The organism is Saccharopolyspora terrae (assembly GCF_004348435.1).
In the GTDB taxonomy this organism is placed as follows: Bacteria; Actinomycetota; Actinomycetes; order Mycobacteriales; family Pseudonocardiaceae; genus Saccharopolyspora; species Saccharopolyspora endophytica.
In genome coordinates this window covers 1-16213 of the sequence record NZ_SMKS01000095.1, presented here as the reverse complement: position 1 = coordinate 16213, position 16213 = coordinate 1, and the positions used below count along the sequence as shown (strand labels likewise).

The window sequence follows — 16213 nt, the reverse complement described above, 5'->3', positions numbered from 1 at the left end:
ACCCTCAGCCCCCCGCCGCCACATCCCTCGACGCCCGTGACCAGAACCCGGCCTTCCAGCCCCGCCAGCCGTTGCGCCCGCCGCAGGGCGCGCCGAACGTCGTCGTGGTGCTCATCGACGACATGGGATTCGGCGCCCCGAGCGCGTTCGGCGGGCCCTGCAACATGCCCACCGCCGAGCGCCTGGCCGATGGCGGCCTGCGCTACAACCGGTTCCACGTCACCGCGATCTGCTCGCCGACCCGCCAAGCGCTGCTGACCGGTCGCAACCACCACTCCGTCGGCATGGGCGTCACCACCGAGATGGCCAGTGCCGCGCCCGGCTACTGCGGGATCCGCCCGCTCAGCGCCGCCACGATCGGCCAGATGCTGCAGGGCAACGGCTACAACACCGCCGCCTTCGGCAAGTGGCACCAGACCCCGGCTCGCGACGTCAGCGCCGCCGGGCCGTTCGACCGGTGGCCCACCGGTGAGGGCTTCGAGAAGTTCTACGGGTTCCTGTGCGCGGAGATGAACCACTGGTACCCGGTGCTGTTCGACGGCACGAAACCCGTTGAGCCCACCCGCAAACCCGAGGACGGCTACCACCTGTCCGAGGACCTGGTGGACAACGCGATCGACTGGGTGCGCGACCAGACCTCGCTCAAGCCCGACAACCCGTTCTTCGCCTACCTGCCCTTCGGCGCCACCCACGCGCCCTACCACGTGCCGCGCGAGTACCGCGAGAAGTACCGGGGCAAGTTCGACCACGGCTGGGACCGGCAGCGCGAGATCACCCTGGAGCGGCAGAAGGAGCTCGGCGTCGTCCCGCAGGACGCGGAACTGGCACCGTGGTCGGAAGGCGTCCCGCACTGGGACGAGCTCTCCGCCGAGGAGCAGCGGGCCGCGGCGTCGCTGATGGAGCTCTACGCCGGCTTCGCCGAGCACACCGACGACCAGGTCGGCCGCTTCGTCGACGCCCTCGACGAGCTGGGCGAGCTCGACAACACGCTGTTCGTCTACATCCTCGGTGACAACGGTGCCTCCGCCGAAGGCGGATTGGGCGGCACGCTCAACGAGCACCGCTTCGCCAGCGGCATCCCCGACAGCGCCGAGTTCATCAACGCCAACGACGCCGCGCTGGGCGACGCGACCACGCACGCGCACTACCCGGTCGGCTGGGCGCTGGCGATGAACACGCCCTACCAGTGGACCAAGCAGGTCGCCTCGCACTTCGGCGGCATCCGGGACGGCATGATCGTGCACTGGCCCGACGGCATCGCCGAGCGCGGCGGGCTGCGCGACCAGTTCCACCACGTCATCGACATCGTGCCGACGATCCTGGAGGCGGCAGGCCTGCCGCACCCGACCGAGGTCAACGGCGTCGCGCAGCAGCCCATCGAGGGCACCAGCATGCTCTACAGCTTCAACGACGCCGACGCGCCCGACCGGCACCGCGTGCAGTACTTCGAGATGGTCGGCAACAGGGGCATCTACCAGGACGGGTGGATGGCCGTGACCCGCCACGGCACGCCGTGGGTGATGGTCCAGGACGGCGTCCGCCGCTCCTTCGACGACGACAGGTGGGAGCTCTACAACACCAACGTGGACTGGACGCAGTCCCACGACCTCGCCGAGCAGCACCCGGAGAAGTTGCGCGAGCTCCAGCAGCTGTTCCTGGTGGAGGCCGCCAAGCACAACGTGCTGCCGCTGGACGACCGGATGACCGAGCGGGAGAACCCCCTCGAAGCCGGCCGGCTGGACTTGATGGGCGACCGGCGTTCGGTCACCTTCCACGCCGGTGCCAAGCGGCTGACCGAGGAGACCGCGCCGAACGTCAAGAACCGCTCGCACACCCTGACCGCGATGGTCGACGTGCCCGAGAGCGGTGTCGAAGGCGTGCTGGTCGCCCAGGGCGGTCACACCGGTGGCTGGTCGTTCTACTTCCACGACGGCAAGCCCAGCTACGCCTACAACTACTTCGGCTCGGTCGTCCAGCACGTCCGCGCTCCGGAGCCGGTGCCCGCGGGCGAGCACGAGGTCAGCCTGCGGTTCGACTACGACGGCGGTGGCGTCGGCAAGGGCGGCGCGGTGACGCTGCGCGTGGACGGCACCGAGGTCGCGCGGGGCCGGGTGGACGCGACGATCCCCTACTACTTCGCCTTCGACGAGACCTTCGACATCGGCGTGGACCGGGCCAGCCCGGTCACCGACGACTACGCGCCGGTCGACAACGCCTTCACCGGAGGGCTGCGGCGGCTGCGCGTCGACCTCGACGACGACCAGTGGGCCGACGTGGAGGCCGCGTCGGCGTTCCGCACCGCGCACGAGTAGGCGGTACCGGCCTGGCGATGTCCCGCCTGCCTGGTCTAATGCCGGGCAGGCGGGATCGTCGCGTGAGGAGGTGGCATGGACCGGCGGGAGTTGGAGTACTTCCTGGCGATCGTCGAGCACGGCAGCTTCACCGCCGCCGCGCAGGCCATGCACGTCGCCCAGCCGTCCCTGTCGCACGCCATCCGCAACCTGGAGAAGGAGCTCGGCGGCAAGGTCTTCCACCGGCTGCCGCACGGCGTCTCGCTCACCCCGGCCGGGGATGCGCTGGTCGAACCCGCCCGGCAGGTGATGCGCGACCTGAGCACCGCGTCGGCCTCGGTCCGCGAGGTGCTGGGGCTCTCCAGCGGTCGGCTGGACGTCGTGGCGCAGACGACGCTGGCCGTCGATCCGCTCGCCGAGCTCATCGGCGTCTTCCTGCGCGAGAACCCCAAGGTCGCGGTCAACATCGCCGACCCCGAGCTGGGGACCGACGTGACCTCGTCGGTGCGGGCCGGTGAGTGCGAACTGGGCCTGGTCGACTCCGAACATCCCATCGGGGACCTGGAGAGCATGGTGCTGCGCGGCCGGGAGATCTTCGCCGTGCTGCCGCCGGGCGCCGCGTCCGGTCAGAAGCGGTTGAGCGTGCCGGAGCTGTCCACTCTGGACTGGATCGCCACCCCGCCCGGCACCGCGACGCGGGAGGTCATCGAGGACACCGTGGGAACCCGCGGTGGCGAACCGACTTTCGCGGTGGAGACCGCGCACCAGGCGATGATCGTGCCGTTGGTGCTGGCCGGAGCGGGTGCGACGCTGCTGCCGCGCGCGATGGCCCGCGACGCTGCGGCACGCGGCGCGGTCGTGCTGCCGCTGCGGCCCAAGGTGGTGCGCCGGGGTGTGCTGTTCTGGCGCAGAGGACCCCTCTCGCCAGCAGCGGCGCAGTTCGTCGCGATGGCCGAAACCATCGCCGAACTGCGCCGCTGAGATCGTCTTCAGGCTTCGCCGGGCCGCTCTCAGCCCTGGTGGGCCTCCACGAAGGCGTAGACGTCGGCTTCGTCGACACCGGGGAAGGTGTCGGCGGGCAGCGCCGCCAGGACGTGGGAGTGGGCTCGCGCCGACGGCCACACCATGCCCTCCCAGCGGCTGGCGAGCTCGGCCGGCGGGCGCTGGCAGCACTCGCCGTTCGGGCAGCCGGACTTGGAGTGGTTGTTGGTGTCGCGCCCGCGGAACCAGCGCGACTCGGCGTAGGGCACGCCGAGGGTGATCGCGAAGTCCCGGCCGCGGCTGGGGTCGACGTGCGCGACGCACCAGTGCGTGGCTCCCGGCTTGTCGGTGTACTGGTAGTACGTCGAGTACCGGTCCGGGGAGGAGAAGACCTGGCGCCCCGACCAGTACCGGCACATCCGCTGGCCCTCGATCGCGCCCGTCGGGTCGGTGGGGAAGACCAGCCCGTCGTTCTCGTAGGCCTTGTGGATGATGCCGGTCTCGTCGTTGCGGACGAAGTGGCACACCAGGTCGAGGTACTGGGTGGCGAGGTTGGTGAACCGGTGCGCCGCCATCTCGTAGGACACCGAGAACACGTCTCGCAGGTCCTCCACCGCCAGGTCCCGCTCGGACTTGGCGTCCTGCAGGAACGGCACCGCGGCCTGCTCCGGCACCAGCACGGCGGCGGCGAAGTAGTTGGCCTCGACGCGCTGCCGCAGGAAGTCGGCGAAGTCGCGGGGCTGGCTGTGGCCCAGCGTCAGGTGTCCCAGCGTCTGCAGCAGGATCGTGCGCGGGCTGTGCATGCCCAGCGATTCCCGGCGCAGGAAGATCCGGCGGTTCTTCATGTCGGTCACCGACCGCACCGAACGCGGCAGGTCGGTGACGAACTTCAGCCCGAAGCCCATGTGCGTGGCGATGGACTGGATCAGGCCCTCCGACAGCGGCCCGCCGTGGTACCCGGAGCGCTTGAGCAGGTCGCTGGCGGCCTTCTCGATCTCCGGGAAGTAGTTGTTGTGCTTGCGCATCATGCCGCGCAGCTCGGCGTTGGCCTTGCGGGCCTCCTCCGGCGTGGCGACCTTCTGGGTCTCGCGGCGCTTGAGCTCCTCGTAGAGGGCGAGCACGTGTTCGAGGGCCTCGGTGGGCAGCCGCTTGCCGACCTTCAGCGGCGGCAGCGAGAGCCGCTGGTAGATCGGGTCGAGCTGGGCCTTCTCCACCGCGATCTCGAGCTCGGCGCGCCGGTTCGGGGCCTTTTTCGACAGCAGTTCGTCGACGGAGGTCCCCAGCGCGTCGGCGAGCGACCGCAGCAGCGACAGCTTCGGCTCGCGGTGGCCGTTCTCCAGCAGCGACAGCTGTGACGGTGCTCTCCCCACGCGGTCGCCGAGCTCAACAAGAGTCAATCCAGCGGCTCGGCGCAAGTGCCTGAGCCGCTGACCAAAGACCAGAAGGTCGTGTTCCGTAGAAAAACTACGGTCTTCTTCGCTGGCGAACTCCGTCATGGCGTTGATGCTAGCAGAAAAACCATGAAATTTACCTAGAAAATCTGGCCCGGTTTCGCTTGGCAGCGCGCAATATTGATTCCAGCAGGTCGCCAGCGATCCCGGAAGGGGAAAAAATCATGAGCATCCGCGAGCAGGCGAAGAAGGCCGCTGAGGAGCTGCAGCGCGAATGGGGCACCAACCCGCGCTGGAAGGGCATCGAGCGTACGCACTCGGCTGAGACCGTCGTCCGCCTCCGCGGCTCGGTGCAGGAAGAGCACACCCTGGCACGCCAGGGCTCGGAGCGGCTGTGGAAGCTGCTGCACGAGCTCGACTACGTCAACTCGCTGGGCGCGCTGACCGGTAACCAGGCGGTCCAGCAGGTCCGCGCCGGCCTCAAGGCCATCTACCTGTCCGGCTGGCAGGTCGCCGCCGACGCCAACCTGGCGGGCGAGACCTACCCGGACCAGTCGCTGTACCCGGCCAACTCGGTCCCGCAGGTCGTCCGCCGCATCAACAACGCCCTCAAGCGCGCCGACCAGATCAACTGGGCCGAGGCGCTCGACCCGGAGGGTGGCGCCATCGAGGGTGAGGACACCCACTGGCTCGCCCCGATCGTCGCGGACGCCGAGGCCGGCTTCGGTGGCGTCCTCAACGCCTACGAGCTGATGCGCGGCATGATCGGCGCCGGCGCCGCGGGCGTGCACTGGGAGGACCAGCTCGCTTCCGAGAAGAAGTGCGGTCACCTGGGCGGCAAGGTGCTGATCCCCACCAGCCAGCACGTCAAGACGCTGAACGCCGCCCGTCTGGCCGCCGACGTCGCCGGTGTGCCGTCCCTGGTCATCGCGCGGACCGACGCCGAGGCCGCGACGCTGCTGACCAGCGACATCGACGACCGCGACAAGCCGTTCCTCACCGGTGAGCGCACCGCCGAGGGCTTCTACAAGGTCAACAACGGCATCGAGCCCTGCATCGCCCGCGCCAAGGCGTACGCGCCGTACTCGGACCTGATCTGGATGGAGACCGGCACGCCGGACCTGGAGATGGCCCGCAAGTTCGCCGAGGCCGTCAAGTCCGAGTACCCGGACCAGATGCTGGCCTACAACTGCTCGCCGTCGTTCAACTGGAAGAAGAACCTGGACGACGCCACCATCGCCAAGTTCCAGCGCGAGCTCGGCCACATGGGCTTCAAGTTCCAGTTCATCACCCTGGCGGGTTTCCACGCCCTGAACTACAGCATGTTCGACCTGGCCAAGGGCTACGCCAGCGACGGCATGACCGCCTACGTCGAGCTGCAGGAGAAGGAGTTCGGCTCGGAAGACCGCGGTTACACCGCGACTCGCCACCAGCGCGAGGCCGGTACCGGTTACTTCGACACGATCAGCACTGCAATCAACCCGGAATCGTCGACCACCGCGCTGGCCGGTTCGACCGAGACCGCGCAGTTCCACTGATCGTGTGGTTGATGGTGGCCGGCGCCCCTGCTGCGCCGGCCACCCCCTGAACGCACCAGCGGCCCTGTGGCGGGGTGTCGGAAAAATCGCAATGGTGCGAGTGAGCGGGAACCCATGGCGTCGGGTTCCCGCTCACTTTCTTTGTGCATGGCCGGTGGTCCTCTTGCTCAGCGGTGCGAGTGGCGGAACCTGAGCGGCTTCGTGGACTCCGTGCGCCACTCCTGATGTATGCCAATACACGGCGTCGCGGCGTACTCGCCACGAAACCGCTCAGAACCCGCGGCGGTGCGAGTTGCTCAGGTGGGGTACTGAGAAAGCGACTTCGTCGCTTGCCTGACGTGGGGAGGGTGTTCGGGATCTCCGAACGCGGATGCTGTGGTGGGCTGTTCGGAGGTAGCTTTTCAACATGATCGTCGAGTCGAGGATTCCGCTGGTGGCCGCGCCGATGGCTGGTGGTCCCAGCACGCCGGAACTGGCCGCCGCGGTGAGCGGAGCCGGGGCGCTGGGGTTCCTGGCGGGCGCGATGCTGACCGAGGACAGGCTCGTCGAGCAGATCGCGCGAGTCCGCTCGCTCACCGATGAGCCCTTCGGCGTGAACCTCTTCGTGCCCAGCGACCGCAGGGACGTCGACCTCGACGACTACCGGTCGCGGGTCGCCGAGACCGCCGGCAGGTACGGGGCCGAACCGGGCTCGGCCGACTGGGACGACGATTCCTACCCGGCCAAGGTGCAGCGCCTCGTCGACGAGCGGATCCCGGTGGTGTCGTTCACCTTCGGGCTTCCCGAAGCGTCCACCGTGGAGCAGCTGCACGCCGTGGGCTCGGAGGTCGTGGTCACCGTGACCACCGCCGACGAGGCCCGGCAGGCCGCCCGCGTGGGCGCCGACGCGGTGTGCGTCCAGGGCATGGAGGCCGGCGGGCACCGAGGCGTGTTCCACGACGACCCCGAGATGCCCGGTGGTGGCCCGCTGCTCGGACTGCTGCCGGCGATCCGCTCGGTGCGCGCGGCGGTGGACCTGCCGGTCATCGCCGCCGGCGGGCTGGTGCACGGCGCGGACGTCGCGGCCGTGCTGACCGCCGGAGCCGTCGCCGCGCAGCTGGGGACCGCGTTCCTGGTCTGCGACGAGGCGGGCACCGCGCAGGCGCAACGGACCCAGATGGCCGAAGGACAGCGGCAGACCGACATCACGCGTGCGTTCAGCGGTCGCCCCGCGCGCGGCCTGGTGAACCGCTTCATGCTCGACAACACCGACGCCCCGGCGGCGTATCCGCAGGTGAACAACCTGACCAAGCCGATGCGCGGCGCCGCGGGCAAGGCGGGCGACGCCGAGGCGATCTCGATGTGGGCGGGCCAGAGCTACGCCCACGCCCGCCCGATGCCCGCCGCCGACCTGGTCGGGTTGCTGCGCCGCGAGGCGCGCGAAGCGCTGCAGGCGGTCACCGGACGACTGTGACCTTCGCGGTCGTCGAACCCGTTGGGGCAGCTCGGAGCGGTCGCGTAGGTTGATCGCCATGAGCGTCGTGTCGTCGGTGAACCTGGCAGTCGTGCGGTCCGGGGAGTGGGCCGGCCGCCTCGGCAAGAGCGGCATCGACAAGCGTCCCGCCGACGCGCCGGTGCTGTTCACCGAAACCGGCGTCCAGGGCGACGCGGTGTGCGACACCAAGCACCACGGCGCCTGGTACCAGGCCGCCTACGCGTTCGACGGCGAGGAGCTGGCGCACTGGTCGGCCGAGCTCGGCAAGGAGCTGATGCCGGGCAACGCGGGGGAGAACCTGACGCTGACCGGTGTGGACAGCACCTCGGCGCTGATCGGCGAGCGCTGGGCGATCGGCGGCGCCGTGCTGCGGGTGACCGGACCGCGGCAGCCCTGCCGCGTCTTCGCCGGGTTCTGGGACGTCCCCGGCCTGGTCAAGAAGTTCACCCAGCACGGGCGCACCGGCGTCTACCTGGCCGTCGAGCAGCCCGGTGAGATCAGCGCGGGCGACGAGGTCCGGGTGCTGTCCCAGCCCGATCACGGCGTTCAGGTCGCGGAGCTCTTCGCGCTGACCATGCACGGGCGCGCCGACCTCGCCGAGCACGTCGCGGGCTGCCTGCCGGACCTCCCGGAGAAGTGGCGCGCCACCGTCGCCGCCAGGATCGAACCCTCCAGCGCCACCGCCTGAACCGGGGGCCGACACGGTGCGTCACCACCAGCGCCGAGGATGATCACTCGCACGCCCGGCGGAACGCCCGACCGGGCTGTTGTCGCCATCGCGAGGCCACTGCCAGGTTGGTGTCATGGCGAGCGACTTGCAGCGGAAGAAGGCCTCCGTCGTGTTCACCGCGATGGACGTCAACGGCGACGGGTTCTTGGAGCGCGCGGACTTCGAGGCGCTGACCAACCGGTGGACGCGCATCCGCGGTGAGGACGGGACGGATCGGCTGCGAGAGATCATGATGCGCTGGTGGGACGCGCTGAGCGCGACCGCCGACGAGGATCGCGATCAGAGGATCACGCAGGATGAGATGCTGGCCGCGGTCGAGAACCTGGGCGCGATGCTCGACCTGGTGACGGCGACCGCCGAGTCGATGTTCGAGGCGGTGGACGAGGACTCCGACGGCCGGGTGACCGCGTCCGAGTACGCCCGCATGATCCAGGCGTGGACGGGTCAGGACATGCCGACCGACGGTGCGTTCGCCCGGCTCGACCTCAACGGTGACGGTGAGCTCAGGAAGTCGGAGTTCGTGACCCACTGGGTGGAGTTCTGGGTCGGCGACGACGCCGAGACACCGGGTACCCACCTCTTCGGAGAGGTCTGACCGGGTCCCGGACACCCGGGTCGGCGCACTTCCCCGCACGGTTCTTCGCGCCCGATCCCTCCTCCTCCGCCGGTGGATAAAACGGCGTGAAGTGCGCAGAATCGATACTGTGACGCGGCACACCCTGTTGTGCGGGCGTTCCTTGTGGGAAAGATTGGGCTACAAACAGTTTGTCTTCCTAGTATTTTCGATGGCCGGTTCGGCGGAGGTGCGGTGCGAGATGACACGCGAGCTGGAGCACTTCATCGGTGGAAAGCGGGTACCGGGCACGTCCGGTTCCTTCGGTGACGTGTTCGACCCCAACACGGGCCTGGTGCAGGCCAGGGTGCCGCTGGCCTCGACCGACGAGGTCACGGCGGCTGTCGACAACGCGGCTGCGGCGCAGCCGGCGTGGGCCGCGACGAACCCGCAGAAGCGGGCCCGCGTGCTCATGCGGTTCGTGCAGCTGATCAACGACGAGATGGAGGACCTGGCACGCGTGCTGGCCTCCGAGCACGGCAAGACCGTCGCCGACGCCAAGGGCGACATCCAGCGCGGCCTGGAGGTCGTGGAGTTCGCGATCGGCGTCCCGCACCTGCTCAAGGGCGAGTACAGCGACAGCGTCGGCACCGGCATCGACGTCTACTCGCTGCGCCAGCCGCTGGGCGTGGTCGCCGGCATCACGCCGTTCAACTTCCCGGCGATGATCCCGCTGTGGAAGGCGGCGCCGGCGATCGCCTGCGGCAACGCCTTCGTGCTCAAGCCCTCCGAGCGCGACCCCTCGGTGCCGGTGCGACTGGCCGAGCTGTTCGTCGAGGCCGGGGGCCCGCCCGGGATCTTCAACGTCGTCAACGGCGACAAGACCGCCGTCGACGCGCTGCTGACCGAACCGCGCATCGAGGCCATCGGCTTCGTCGGATCCTCCGACATCGCCGAGTACATCTATTCCACCGCCGCGGCCCACGGCAAGCGCGCGCAGTGCTTCGGCGGCGCCAAGAACCACCTGATCGTCATGCCCGACGCGGACCTCGACCAGGTCGCCGACGCGCTCATCGGTGCCGGTTACGGCTCCGCGGGGGAGCGCTGCATGGCGATCTCGGTGGCCGTGCCGGTCGGTGAGGCCACCGCGAACGCGCTGGTCGACAAGCTCGTCGAGAAGATCCAGGGGCTCAAGGTCGGCACCAGCTTCGACGCCGACGCCGACTTCGGTCCGCTGGTGACCAAGCAGGCGTGGCAGAAGGTGCACGACCTCGTCGGCGTCGGCGTCGACGAAGGCGCGCAGCTGGTCGTCGACGGGCGCGACTTCTCGCTGGCCGGCAGCGAGGACGGCTTCTTCATGGGCGCCTCGCTGTTCGACCACGTCACGCCGGAGATGCGCATCTACCGCGAGGAGATCTTCGGCCCGGTGCTGTCGATCGTGCGGGCCGCCGACTACGAGGAAGCGCTGCGGCTGCCCAACGAGAACGAGTACGGCAACGGCGTCGCGATCTTCACTCGCGACGGCGACGCCGCGCGGGAGTTCGTCAACCGGGTCAACACCGGCATGGTCGGCGTGAACGTGCCGATCCCGGTGCCGATCGCCTACCACACCTTCGGCGGCTGGAAGCGGTCCGGATTCGGCGACCTCAACCAGCACGGCCCGGACGCGATCCGCTTCTACACCAAGACCAAGACGGTCACCTCGCGCTGGCCCTCCGGACTCAAGGAAGGCGCCAGCTTCACCATCCCGACGATGCACTGATCGCGCGGGCGGGGACCGGCGATCCCGGCCCCCGCCCGAACGCGAGGAGGGAGTCGACGTGTCCGTCGCAGCAGTGGCGAGCTCGCCCTTCGAGCTCGCCGACGACCAGCGCGCCATTCGAGACGCCGCGCTGGAATTCGCCCAAGACCAGCTCGCCCCGCACGCCGTGGAGTGGGACCAGGACAAGCACTTCCCGGTCGAGACGTTGCGCGCAGCGGGGGAACTCGGCATCGGCGGCGTCTACGTCGATGAGGCCTTCGGTGGCAGCGGCCTGAGCAGGTTCGACTCGGTTCTGATCTTCGAGGCGCTGGCCAGCGGAGATCCGTCGATCGCCGCCTACATCTCCATCCACAACATGTGCGCGGGCATGATCGACCGCTTCGGCACCGACGCCCAGCGGGCGCGCTGGCTGCCGGGGCTGTGCTCGATGGAACGCCTCGCGAGCTACTGCCTGACCGAACCCGGCGCGGGATCGGACGCCGCCGCGCTGCAGACCCGCGCGGTCCGCGACGGCGACGACTACCTGCTCACCGGGGTCAAGCAGTTCATCTCCGGCGGCGGCAGCTCCGACGTCTACGTGGTGATGGCCCGCACCGGCGAACCCGGGCACAAGGGCATCTCCACCTTCGTCGTGGAGGCCGGGGCCGAGGGGCTGTCCTTCGGGGCCAACGAGAAGAAGATGGGCTGGAACGCTCAGCCCACGCGCCAGGTCATCTTCGACGGCGTCCGCGTCCCCGCTGATCAGCGGCTCGGCGACGAGGGCATCGGGTTCCGCATCGCCATGGCCGGGCTCGACGGCGGCCGGCTCAGCGTCGGGGCCTGCTCGCTCGGGGGCGCGCAGGCCGCGCTGGACAAGTCGCTGGCCTACGTGCGGGAGCGCAGCGCCTTCGGCTCCAAGCTCAGCGAGTTCGAGGCGTTGCAGTTCAAGCTCGCCGACATGGCCACCGAGCTGGAGGCCGCGCGCCTGCTGCTGTGGCGGGCGGCGTGGGCGCTGGACACCGAGGACCCGGCGGCCACCCGGTTGTGCGCGATGGCCAAGCGGTTGGCCACCGACGTCGGGTTCACCGTGGCCAACGAGGCACTTCAGATCCACGGTGGATACGGATACCTTGCCGAGTACGGCCTGGAGAAGATCGTCCGCGACCTGCGGGTGCATCAGATCCTGGAAGGCACCAACGAAATCATGCGGCTGATCATCTCCCGTGGTCTGCTGGCGGCCTGACCGCGGCCTCGGGGGCAGCGCCTCGCACAACGATGGAGTTTCGCACCATGACGGAGTCCGAGATCCTGGTCAGCGAGAACGGCTCGCTCGGGCGGATCACGCTCAACCGCCCGAAAGCCCTCAACTCGCTGACCCTCGGCATGGTCCGGGAGATGACCGAGGCGGTCGAGCGGTGGCGCGACGCCGAGCACATCAGGGCGATCCTGATCGACGGCGCCGGTGAGCGCGGTCTGTGCGCCGGCGGCGACGTGCGCGCCCTGCACGACGCGGCCAAGGCCGGTGACGAGTCGCTGCCCGCGGCGTTCTGGACCGAGGAGTACCGGCTCAACTCCGCGCTGGCCAACTACCCCAAGCCGGTCGTGGGGATCATGGACGGCATCTGCATGGGCGGTGGCGTCGGCATCACCGCGCACGGATCGCACCGGGTGGTCACCGAGCGCTCCAAGGTCGGGATGCCCGAGACCGGCATCGGCTTCATCCCCGACGTCGGCGGCACCTACCTGATGTCGCGCACCCCCGGTGAGCTCGGCACGCACCTCGCGCTGACCGGCGGGGCGGTCGGCGGCGCGGACGCGCTGTACTGCGACCTGGCCGACCACTACGTCGACAGCGCCCGGCTCCCGGAGCTCGTCGAGGCCCTGAGCAGCGGTGACGTGGACGAGGTGCTCGCGGCCTTCGCCGCGCCGGTGCCGGAGCCGGCCCTGGCCGAGCACCGGGAGTGGATCGACGCGGCCTACGCCGGCTCCGACGTCGAGTCCGTCCTGGCCCGGCTGCGTGAACGTCCCGAGCAGGCCGCGCAGGACGCCGCGACGACCATCGAGACCAAGTCGCCCACGGCTCTCAAGGTCACCCTCCGCGCGATGCGCAGCGGGTACGACTCGCTGGAGCAGGCGCTGACCCTGGAGTACCGGCTGGCCATGGCGTGCGTGCGGATCGGCGACTTCGTCGAGGGCGTGCGCGCCGCGCTGGTCGACAAGGACCGCAACCCGCAGTGGTCTCCCACCACGCTGTCCGAAGTGGACGAATCCCGGGTGCAGAAGTTCTTCGAACCGGCCTCCGACGAGCCGAAGCTGTTCGGCTGAGCGCGGATCCACCGGTCTTGGCGGAAGTTCGAGCAGAAAGGTAGTGACAATGGCTGTCATCGGTTTCATCGGACTCGGTCACATGGGCGGTCCGATGTCGGCGAACCTCGTCAAGGCCGGCCACACCGTGCAGGGCTACGACCTCGTCCCGGCCGCCCTGGCCGCCGCAGCGGACAACGGCGTGACCACGGTGTCCTCGATCGCGGACGCGGTCCGCGGAGCCGACGCGGTGATCACCATGCTGCCCAGCGGCAAGCACCTGCTGGACGCCTACGACGAGGTGCTGCCCAACGCGGCCGCCGGCGCGCTGCTGGTCGATTCCTCCACCGTGGACGTCGCTGACGCGCGCGCCGCGCACCAGCGCGCGCAGGAAGCCGGTTTCGGCAGCATCGACGCGCCCGTCTCCGGTGGCACGGCCGGTGCCGAGGCGGGGACGCTGACGTTCATGGTCGGCGGCTCCGAGACCGACTTCCAGCGCGCCGAGAGCGTCTTGGAGCCGATGGCGCGCAAGGTGATCCACTGCGGTGGTCCCGGCAACGGCCAGGTCACCAAGATGTGCAACAACCTCATCCTGGGCGCTTCGATGATCGCGGTCAGCGAGGCGTTCGTGCTCGGTGAGCGCCTCGGCCTCTCGCACGAGGCGCTCTACGACGTCGCCGCGGTCTCCACCGGCCAGTGCTGGGCGCTGACCACCAACTGCCCGGTTCCCGACCTGGTGGAGACCAGCCGCGCGAACCACGACTACGAGCCCGGCTTCGCGGCGGCCCTGATGCTCAAGGACCTCAACCTCGCCGTCTCCGCGGCGGAGCAGTCGGGCACGGACACGTCCATCGGCCGCCTCGCCACGGACCTCTACCGCCGCTTCAACGACGAGGGCGGAGGCGGCCAGGACTTCGGCGCCATCATCAAGTCCATCCGCGAGCACTCCGGCTCCTGAGCGCGGCGCGAGGTGCCACACCGGCACCACGCGTCGCAGTGGTGCGCATCTCATCCCGCCCGGCACGGCCGGACGGCCGGTCGCGGTGGTCCGGGGGTGCGCGCAGCGCCGTGGTGGCGCGCGTACGCTGCGCGTTGTGTTGGAGTTGCTGGTCGAGTGGTACGACGGCGTCGAGCTGTGGTTGGTGCAGCTCGTCTATCCGCTGCAGGTCGCCCTGGTCCTTGCAGTCCTGGTGCCGTTGTGCTGGGGGGTGGCGCGAGTCGTCGACCGCGCGGTGGACGGGCTCGGTGCCAAGTTCACCCGCGTGCGCGGCGCCGAACCGCCGGTCGGCCGCGACGGTGAGACCGGGCGGAGGGGAAAGACGGCGTGAGCTCGCGCAAGCGCATTTCGTCGGCGTTGGTCGGGCTGGTCGCCCTGGTCGTGCTGGGGTGGTTCGGCAAGGACGTCGTCGCCGACTCTCCGAGCACCGAGGTGCCGGGTGCCAGTCAGTCCGGACTGCAGGTCCAGCAGCTCTCGAAGCTGCCGCCCGAGACGGGCAAGACCTACCAGCTCATCGTCAAGGGCGGGCCGTTCCCGTACCCGGGCAAGGACGGCTCGGTGTTCGGCAACCGCGAAGGCGAGCTGCCCGAGCAGAAGTCCGGGTACTACCACGAGTACACCGTGCCGACCCCGGGCTCGAAGGATCGCGGCGCGCGCCGACTGGTCACGGGTGGGCAGGACGAGGTGTACTACACCGGTGATCACTACGAGTCGTTCGTGGTTGTGGATACGGCGGGTTGAGTGCCATGTTCGGAGCGAAACTGGCCAGCAGGTTGCGGAAGGAGCAGCCGGTGAGTGATCAGCCGGGCGCCGACATCACGGCTCGCGAAGCCGTCATCACAGCCGAGGAACGAGGCGCGACCGCCCACGTCCTCGACGGCGTCGACCTGACCAGCAAGCGCACCACTCTCGACGGCATCGCCGCCGTCCTCGACTTCCCCGAGTGGGCAGGGCGGAACCTGGACTCCCTCTACGACTGCCTGACCGACCTGTCCTGGCTGCCGGAAGGCGAGCACGTCCTGATCTGGTCCGGGTTCCAGGACCTCGCCGACCACGACCCCAAGGCGTTCAACGGCATCAACTCGGTCCTGCGCGACGCGGCGGAACGCCCGATGTGCGGGCGCCGCTTCACCGCGGTGCTGACCCGATCCTGATCAGCAACCGCTCGTAATACTGGATGCGGATGGTCAGTGGCGCCGCAGCGGCGCCACTGACCACCGCTCACCTCAGCGCTTCCGGGACCCAGCTGGGCTTGCGCTTCTCCGCGAACGCCGTGATGCCCTCCTGGCCCTCCTCGCCCGCGAAGTGCCGGGCCGACAGCTGCAGCATCTCGGCGAAGTCGTCGCTCATCGACTCCGGCCGCTGGTTGGTGAGCATGCTCTTGGTCGCGGCCAGGGCGGTCGGTCCGCCGAGCGCCAGCATGTCGGTGTAGCGCTCGACCTCCGAGTCCAGGTCGTCGGCCGGGACGGCGGAGTTGAGCAGGCCGATCTCCGCGGCGCGCCGGCCGTCGAAGGTCTCGCCGGTGAGGAACAGCTCGTGCGCCTGGCGGGCGTTGAGCCGGGGGAGCACCGTCACCGAGATCACCGCCGGGACCACGCCGATGCGGACCTCGGTGAAGGCGAACGTGGCGGTCTCGGCCGCGACCGCGATGTCGCAGGCCGCGACGAGCCCGACGCCGCCTGCGCGGGCGGGTCCGGCGACCTTCGCCACGACCGGCTTCGGGCTGGTCCAGATCTGCTCCAGCAGCGCGGGGAACTCGTTGACGCCCTGCTGATCGGAATCCGCCGAGCGGGACTCCTTGAGGTCCATTCCGGCGCAGAACACCTTGCCGGTGTGCGCCAGGACGATCACGCGCACCGCGTCGTCGTTCGTCGCGGCGTCCAGGTGCCCCTTGAGCTCCCGGCGGAGCTGGGCGGACAGGGCGTTGCGGTTGTGCGGCGAATCCAGGGTGATCGTTCCGACCCCGTCGGCCACCTCGAAGTGCACGAGCTCATCCATGCCCGAGACGTTAACCAGCCCGACACCCCCGGCGCCACACCCACCTCCCCACACCGAACCCACCCGATTTCAGTGGAACCGGTGGACCGATTTCAGTGGAAGTCGTTCAGGGGACTTCGGTGGAAGTCGTGGGGTTCAGTGGAAATCAGGTCCACGATTTCAGTGGAAGTCGGGGAGGGGTTCTACTGAAAGTGGTCAGGTGGGTGGGTAGCGGG

General features: G+C 69.5%; 15 protein-coding genes. 13 read left to right on the top strand and 2 right to left on the bottom strand.

The window, feature by feature from the left end; all coding sequences use genetic code 11:
- Together E1181_RS29295 and E1181_RS29290 are read left to right on the top strand one after the other, a co-directional pair.
- Positions 1-2312, top strand: a 2312-nt coding sequence (locus E1181_RS29295; protein ID WP_132679656.1) for an arylsulfatase, incomplete at its 5' end; no start/stop codon positions are given.
- A 75-nt stretch (positions 2313-2387) separates the two neighbouring features.
- Positions 2388-3272: a LysR family transcriptional regulator gene (locus tag E1181_RS29290; RefSeq protein WP_132679655.1), complete on the top strand. Its 885-nt coding sequence runs from the start codon at positions 2388-2390 to the stop codon at positions 3270-3272.
- A 29-nt stretch (positions 3273-3301) separates the two neighbouring features.
- Here E1181_RS29290 and E1181_RS29285 read toward each other — a convergent pair whose 3' ends face one another.
- The gene (locus E1181_RS29285) at positions 3302-4768 is read right to left on the bottom strand and encodes a helix-turn-helix transcriptional regulator (protein WP_132679654.1); all 1467 of its coding nucleotides are present in this window, start codon (positions 4766-4768) and stop codon (positions 3302-3304) included.
- Between the two features lie 119 nt (positions 4769-4887).
- Between E1181_RS29285 and aceA the strand changes: the two genes are divergently transcribed.
- From aceA to E1181_RS29230, 11 genes are all read left to right on the top strand, one after another.
- Positions 4888-6201: an isocitrate lyase gene (gene aceA, locus E1181_RS29280; protein ID WP_132679653.1), complete on the top strand. Its 1314-nt coding sequence runs from the start codon at positions 4888-4890 to the stop codon at positions 6199-6201.
- 406 nt (positions 6202-6607) lie between these two features.
- A complete protein-coding gene (locus E1181_RS29275; RefSeq protein ID WP_132679652.1) occupies positions 6608-7654 on the top strand; it encodes an NAD(P)H-dependent flavin oxidoreductase in 1047 nt (348 codons plus the stop codon).
- A 58-nt stretch (positions 7655-7712) separates the two neighbouring features.
- Positions 7713-8363 carry an MOSC domain-containing protein gene (locus E1181_RS29270; RefSeq protein WP_132679651.1) on the top strand — a complete coding sequence of 217 codons (651 nt, stop codon included), beginning with the start codon at positions 7713-7715 and terminating at the stop codon, positions 8361-8363.
- Positions 8364-8478: 115 nt separating this feature from the next.
- Positions 8479-9000: an EF-hand domain-containing protein gene (locus E1181_RS29265; protein WP_132679650.1), complete on the top strand. Its 522-nt coding sequence runs from the start codon at positions 8479-8481 to the stop codon at positions 8998-9000.
- Positions 9001-9220: 220 nt separating this feature from the next.
- Positions 9221-10720 carry a CoA-acylating methylmalonate-semialdehyde dehydrogenase gene (locus tag E1181_RS29260; RefSeq protein WP_132679649.1) on the top strand — a complete coding sequence of 500 codons (1500 nt, stop codon included), beginning with the start codon at positions 9221-9223 and terminating at the stop codon, positions 10718-10720.
- 58 nt (positions 10721-10778) lie between these two features.
- Complete coding sequence (locus tag E1181_RS29255; protein ID WP_132679648.1) at positions 10779-11942, top strand: acyl-CoA dehydrogenase family protein; 1164 nt, start codon at positions 10779-10781, stop codon at positions 11940-11942.
- 47 nt (positions 11943-11989) lie between these two features.
- Entirely contained in the window at positions 11990-13024 is a 1035-nt protein-coding gene (locus E1181_RS29250) for an enoyl-CoA hydratase/isomerase family protein (protein ID WP_132679647.1), read from the top strand.
- Positions 13025-13073: 49 nt separating this feature from the next.
- Complete coding sequence (gene mmsB / locus E1181_RS29245) at positions 13074-13961, top strand: 3-hydroxyisobutyrate dehydrogenase (RefSeq protein ID WP_132679646.1); 888 nt, start codon at positions 13074-13076, stop codon at positions 13959-13961.
- A 136-nt stretch (positions 13962-14097) separates the two neighbouring features.
- Positions 14098-14331: a hypothetical protein gene (locus E1181_RS29240; RefSeq protein WP_132679645.1), complete on the top strand. Its 234-nt coding sequence runs from the start codon at positions 14098-14100 to the stop codon at positions 14329-14331.
- Positions 14328-14741, top strand: coding sequence for a ribonuclease domain-containing protein (locus E1181_RS29235; RefSeq protein WP_132679644.1), 414 nt, complete (start codon positions 14328-14330; stop codon positions 14739-14741). The genes E1181_RS29240 and E1181_RS29235 overlap by 4 nt, the downstream gene beginning before the upstream one ends.
- 5 nt (positions 14742-14746) lie before the next feature.
- Positions 14747-15154: a barstar family protein gene (locus E1181_RS29230; protein WP_132679643.1), complete on the top strand. Its 408-nt coding sequence runs from the start codon at positions 14747-14749 to the stop codon at positions 15152-15154.
- A 67-nt stretch (positions 15155-15221) separates the two neighbouring features.
- On the opposite strand, the gene E1181_RS29225 is transcribed toward E1181_RS29230, so the two are convergent.
- Positions 15222-15998 (bottom strand): enoyl-CoA hydratase family protein, encoded by a 777-nt coding sequence (locus E1181_RS29225; protein ID WP_132679642.1) that lies wholly within the window; start codon positions 15996-15998, stop codon positions 15222-15224.
- Positions 15999-16213 lie beyond the last annotated feature (215 nt).

Excerpts from the sequence above, each read along its gene's own strand:
- E1181_RS29230 (WP_132679643.1), top strand. The coding sequence starts at position 14,747 with ATGTTCGGAGCGAAACTGGCCAGCAGGTTGCGGAAGGAGCAGCCGGTG.
- E1181_RS29285 (WP_132679654.1), bottom strand. The coding sequence starts at position 4,768 with ATGACGGAGTTCGCCAGCGAAGAAGACCGTAGTTTTTCTACGGAACAC.
- E1181_RS29265 (WP_132679650.1), top strand. The coding sequence starts at position 8,479 with ATGGCGAGCGACTTGCAGCGGAAGAAGGCCTCCGTCGTGTTCACCGCG.
- E1181_RS29260 (WP_132679649.1), top strand. The coding sequence starts at position 9,221 with ATGACACGCGAGCTGGAGCACTTCATCGGTGGAAAGCGGGTACCGGGC.
- E1181_RS29270 (WP_132679651.1), top strand. The coding sequence starts at position 7,713 with ATGAGCGTCGTGTCGTCGGTGAACCTGGCAGTCGTGCGGTCCGGGGAG.
- E1181_RS29225 (WP_132679642.1), bottom strand. The coding sequence starts at position 15,998 with ATGGATGAGCTCGTGCACTTCGAGGTGGCCGACGGGGTCGGAACGATC.
- mmsB (WP_132679646.1), top strand. The coding sequence starts at position 13,074 with ATGGCTGTCATCGGTTTCATCGGACTCGGTCACATGGGCGGTCCGATG.
- aceA (WP_132679653.1), top strand. The coding sequence starts at position 4,888 with ATGAGCATCCGCGAGCAGGCGAAGAAGGCCGCTGAGGAGCTGCAGCGC.
- E1181_RS29275 (WP_132679652.1), top strand. The coding sequence starts at position 6,608 with ATGATCGTCGAGTCGAGGATTCCGCTGGTGGCCGCGCCGATGGCTGGT.
- E1181_RS29290 (WP_132679655.1), top strand. The coding sequence starts at position 2,388 with ATGGACCGGCGGGAGTTGGAGTACTTCCTGGCGATCGTCGAGCACGGC.
- E1181_RS29250 (WP_132679647.1), top strand. The coding sequence starts at position 11,990 with ATGACGGAGTCCGAGATCCTGGTCAGCGAGAACGGCTCGCTCGGGCGG.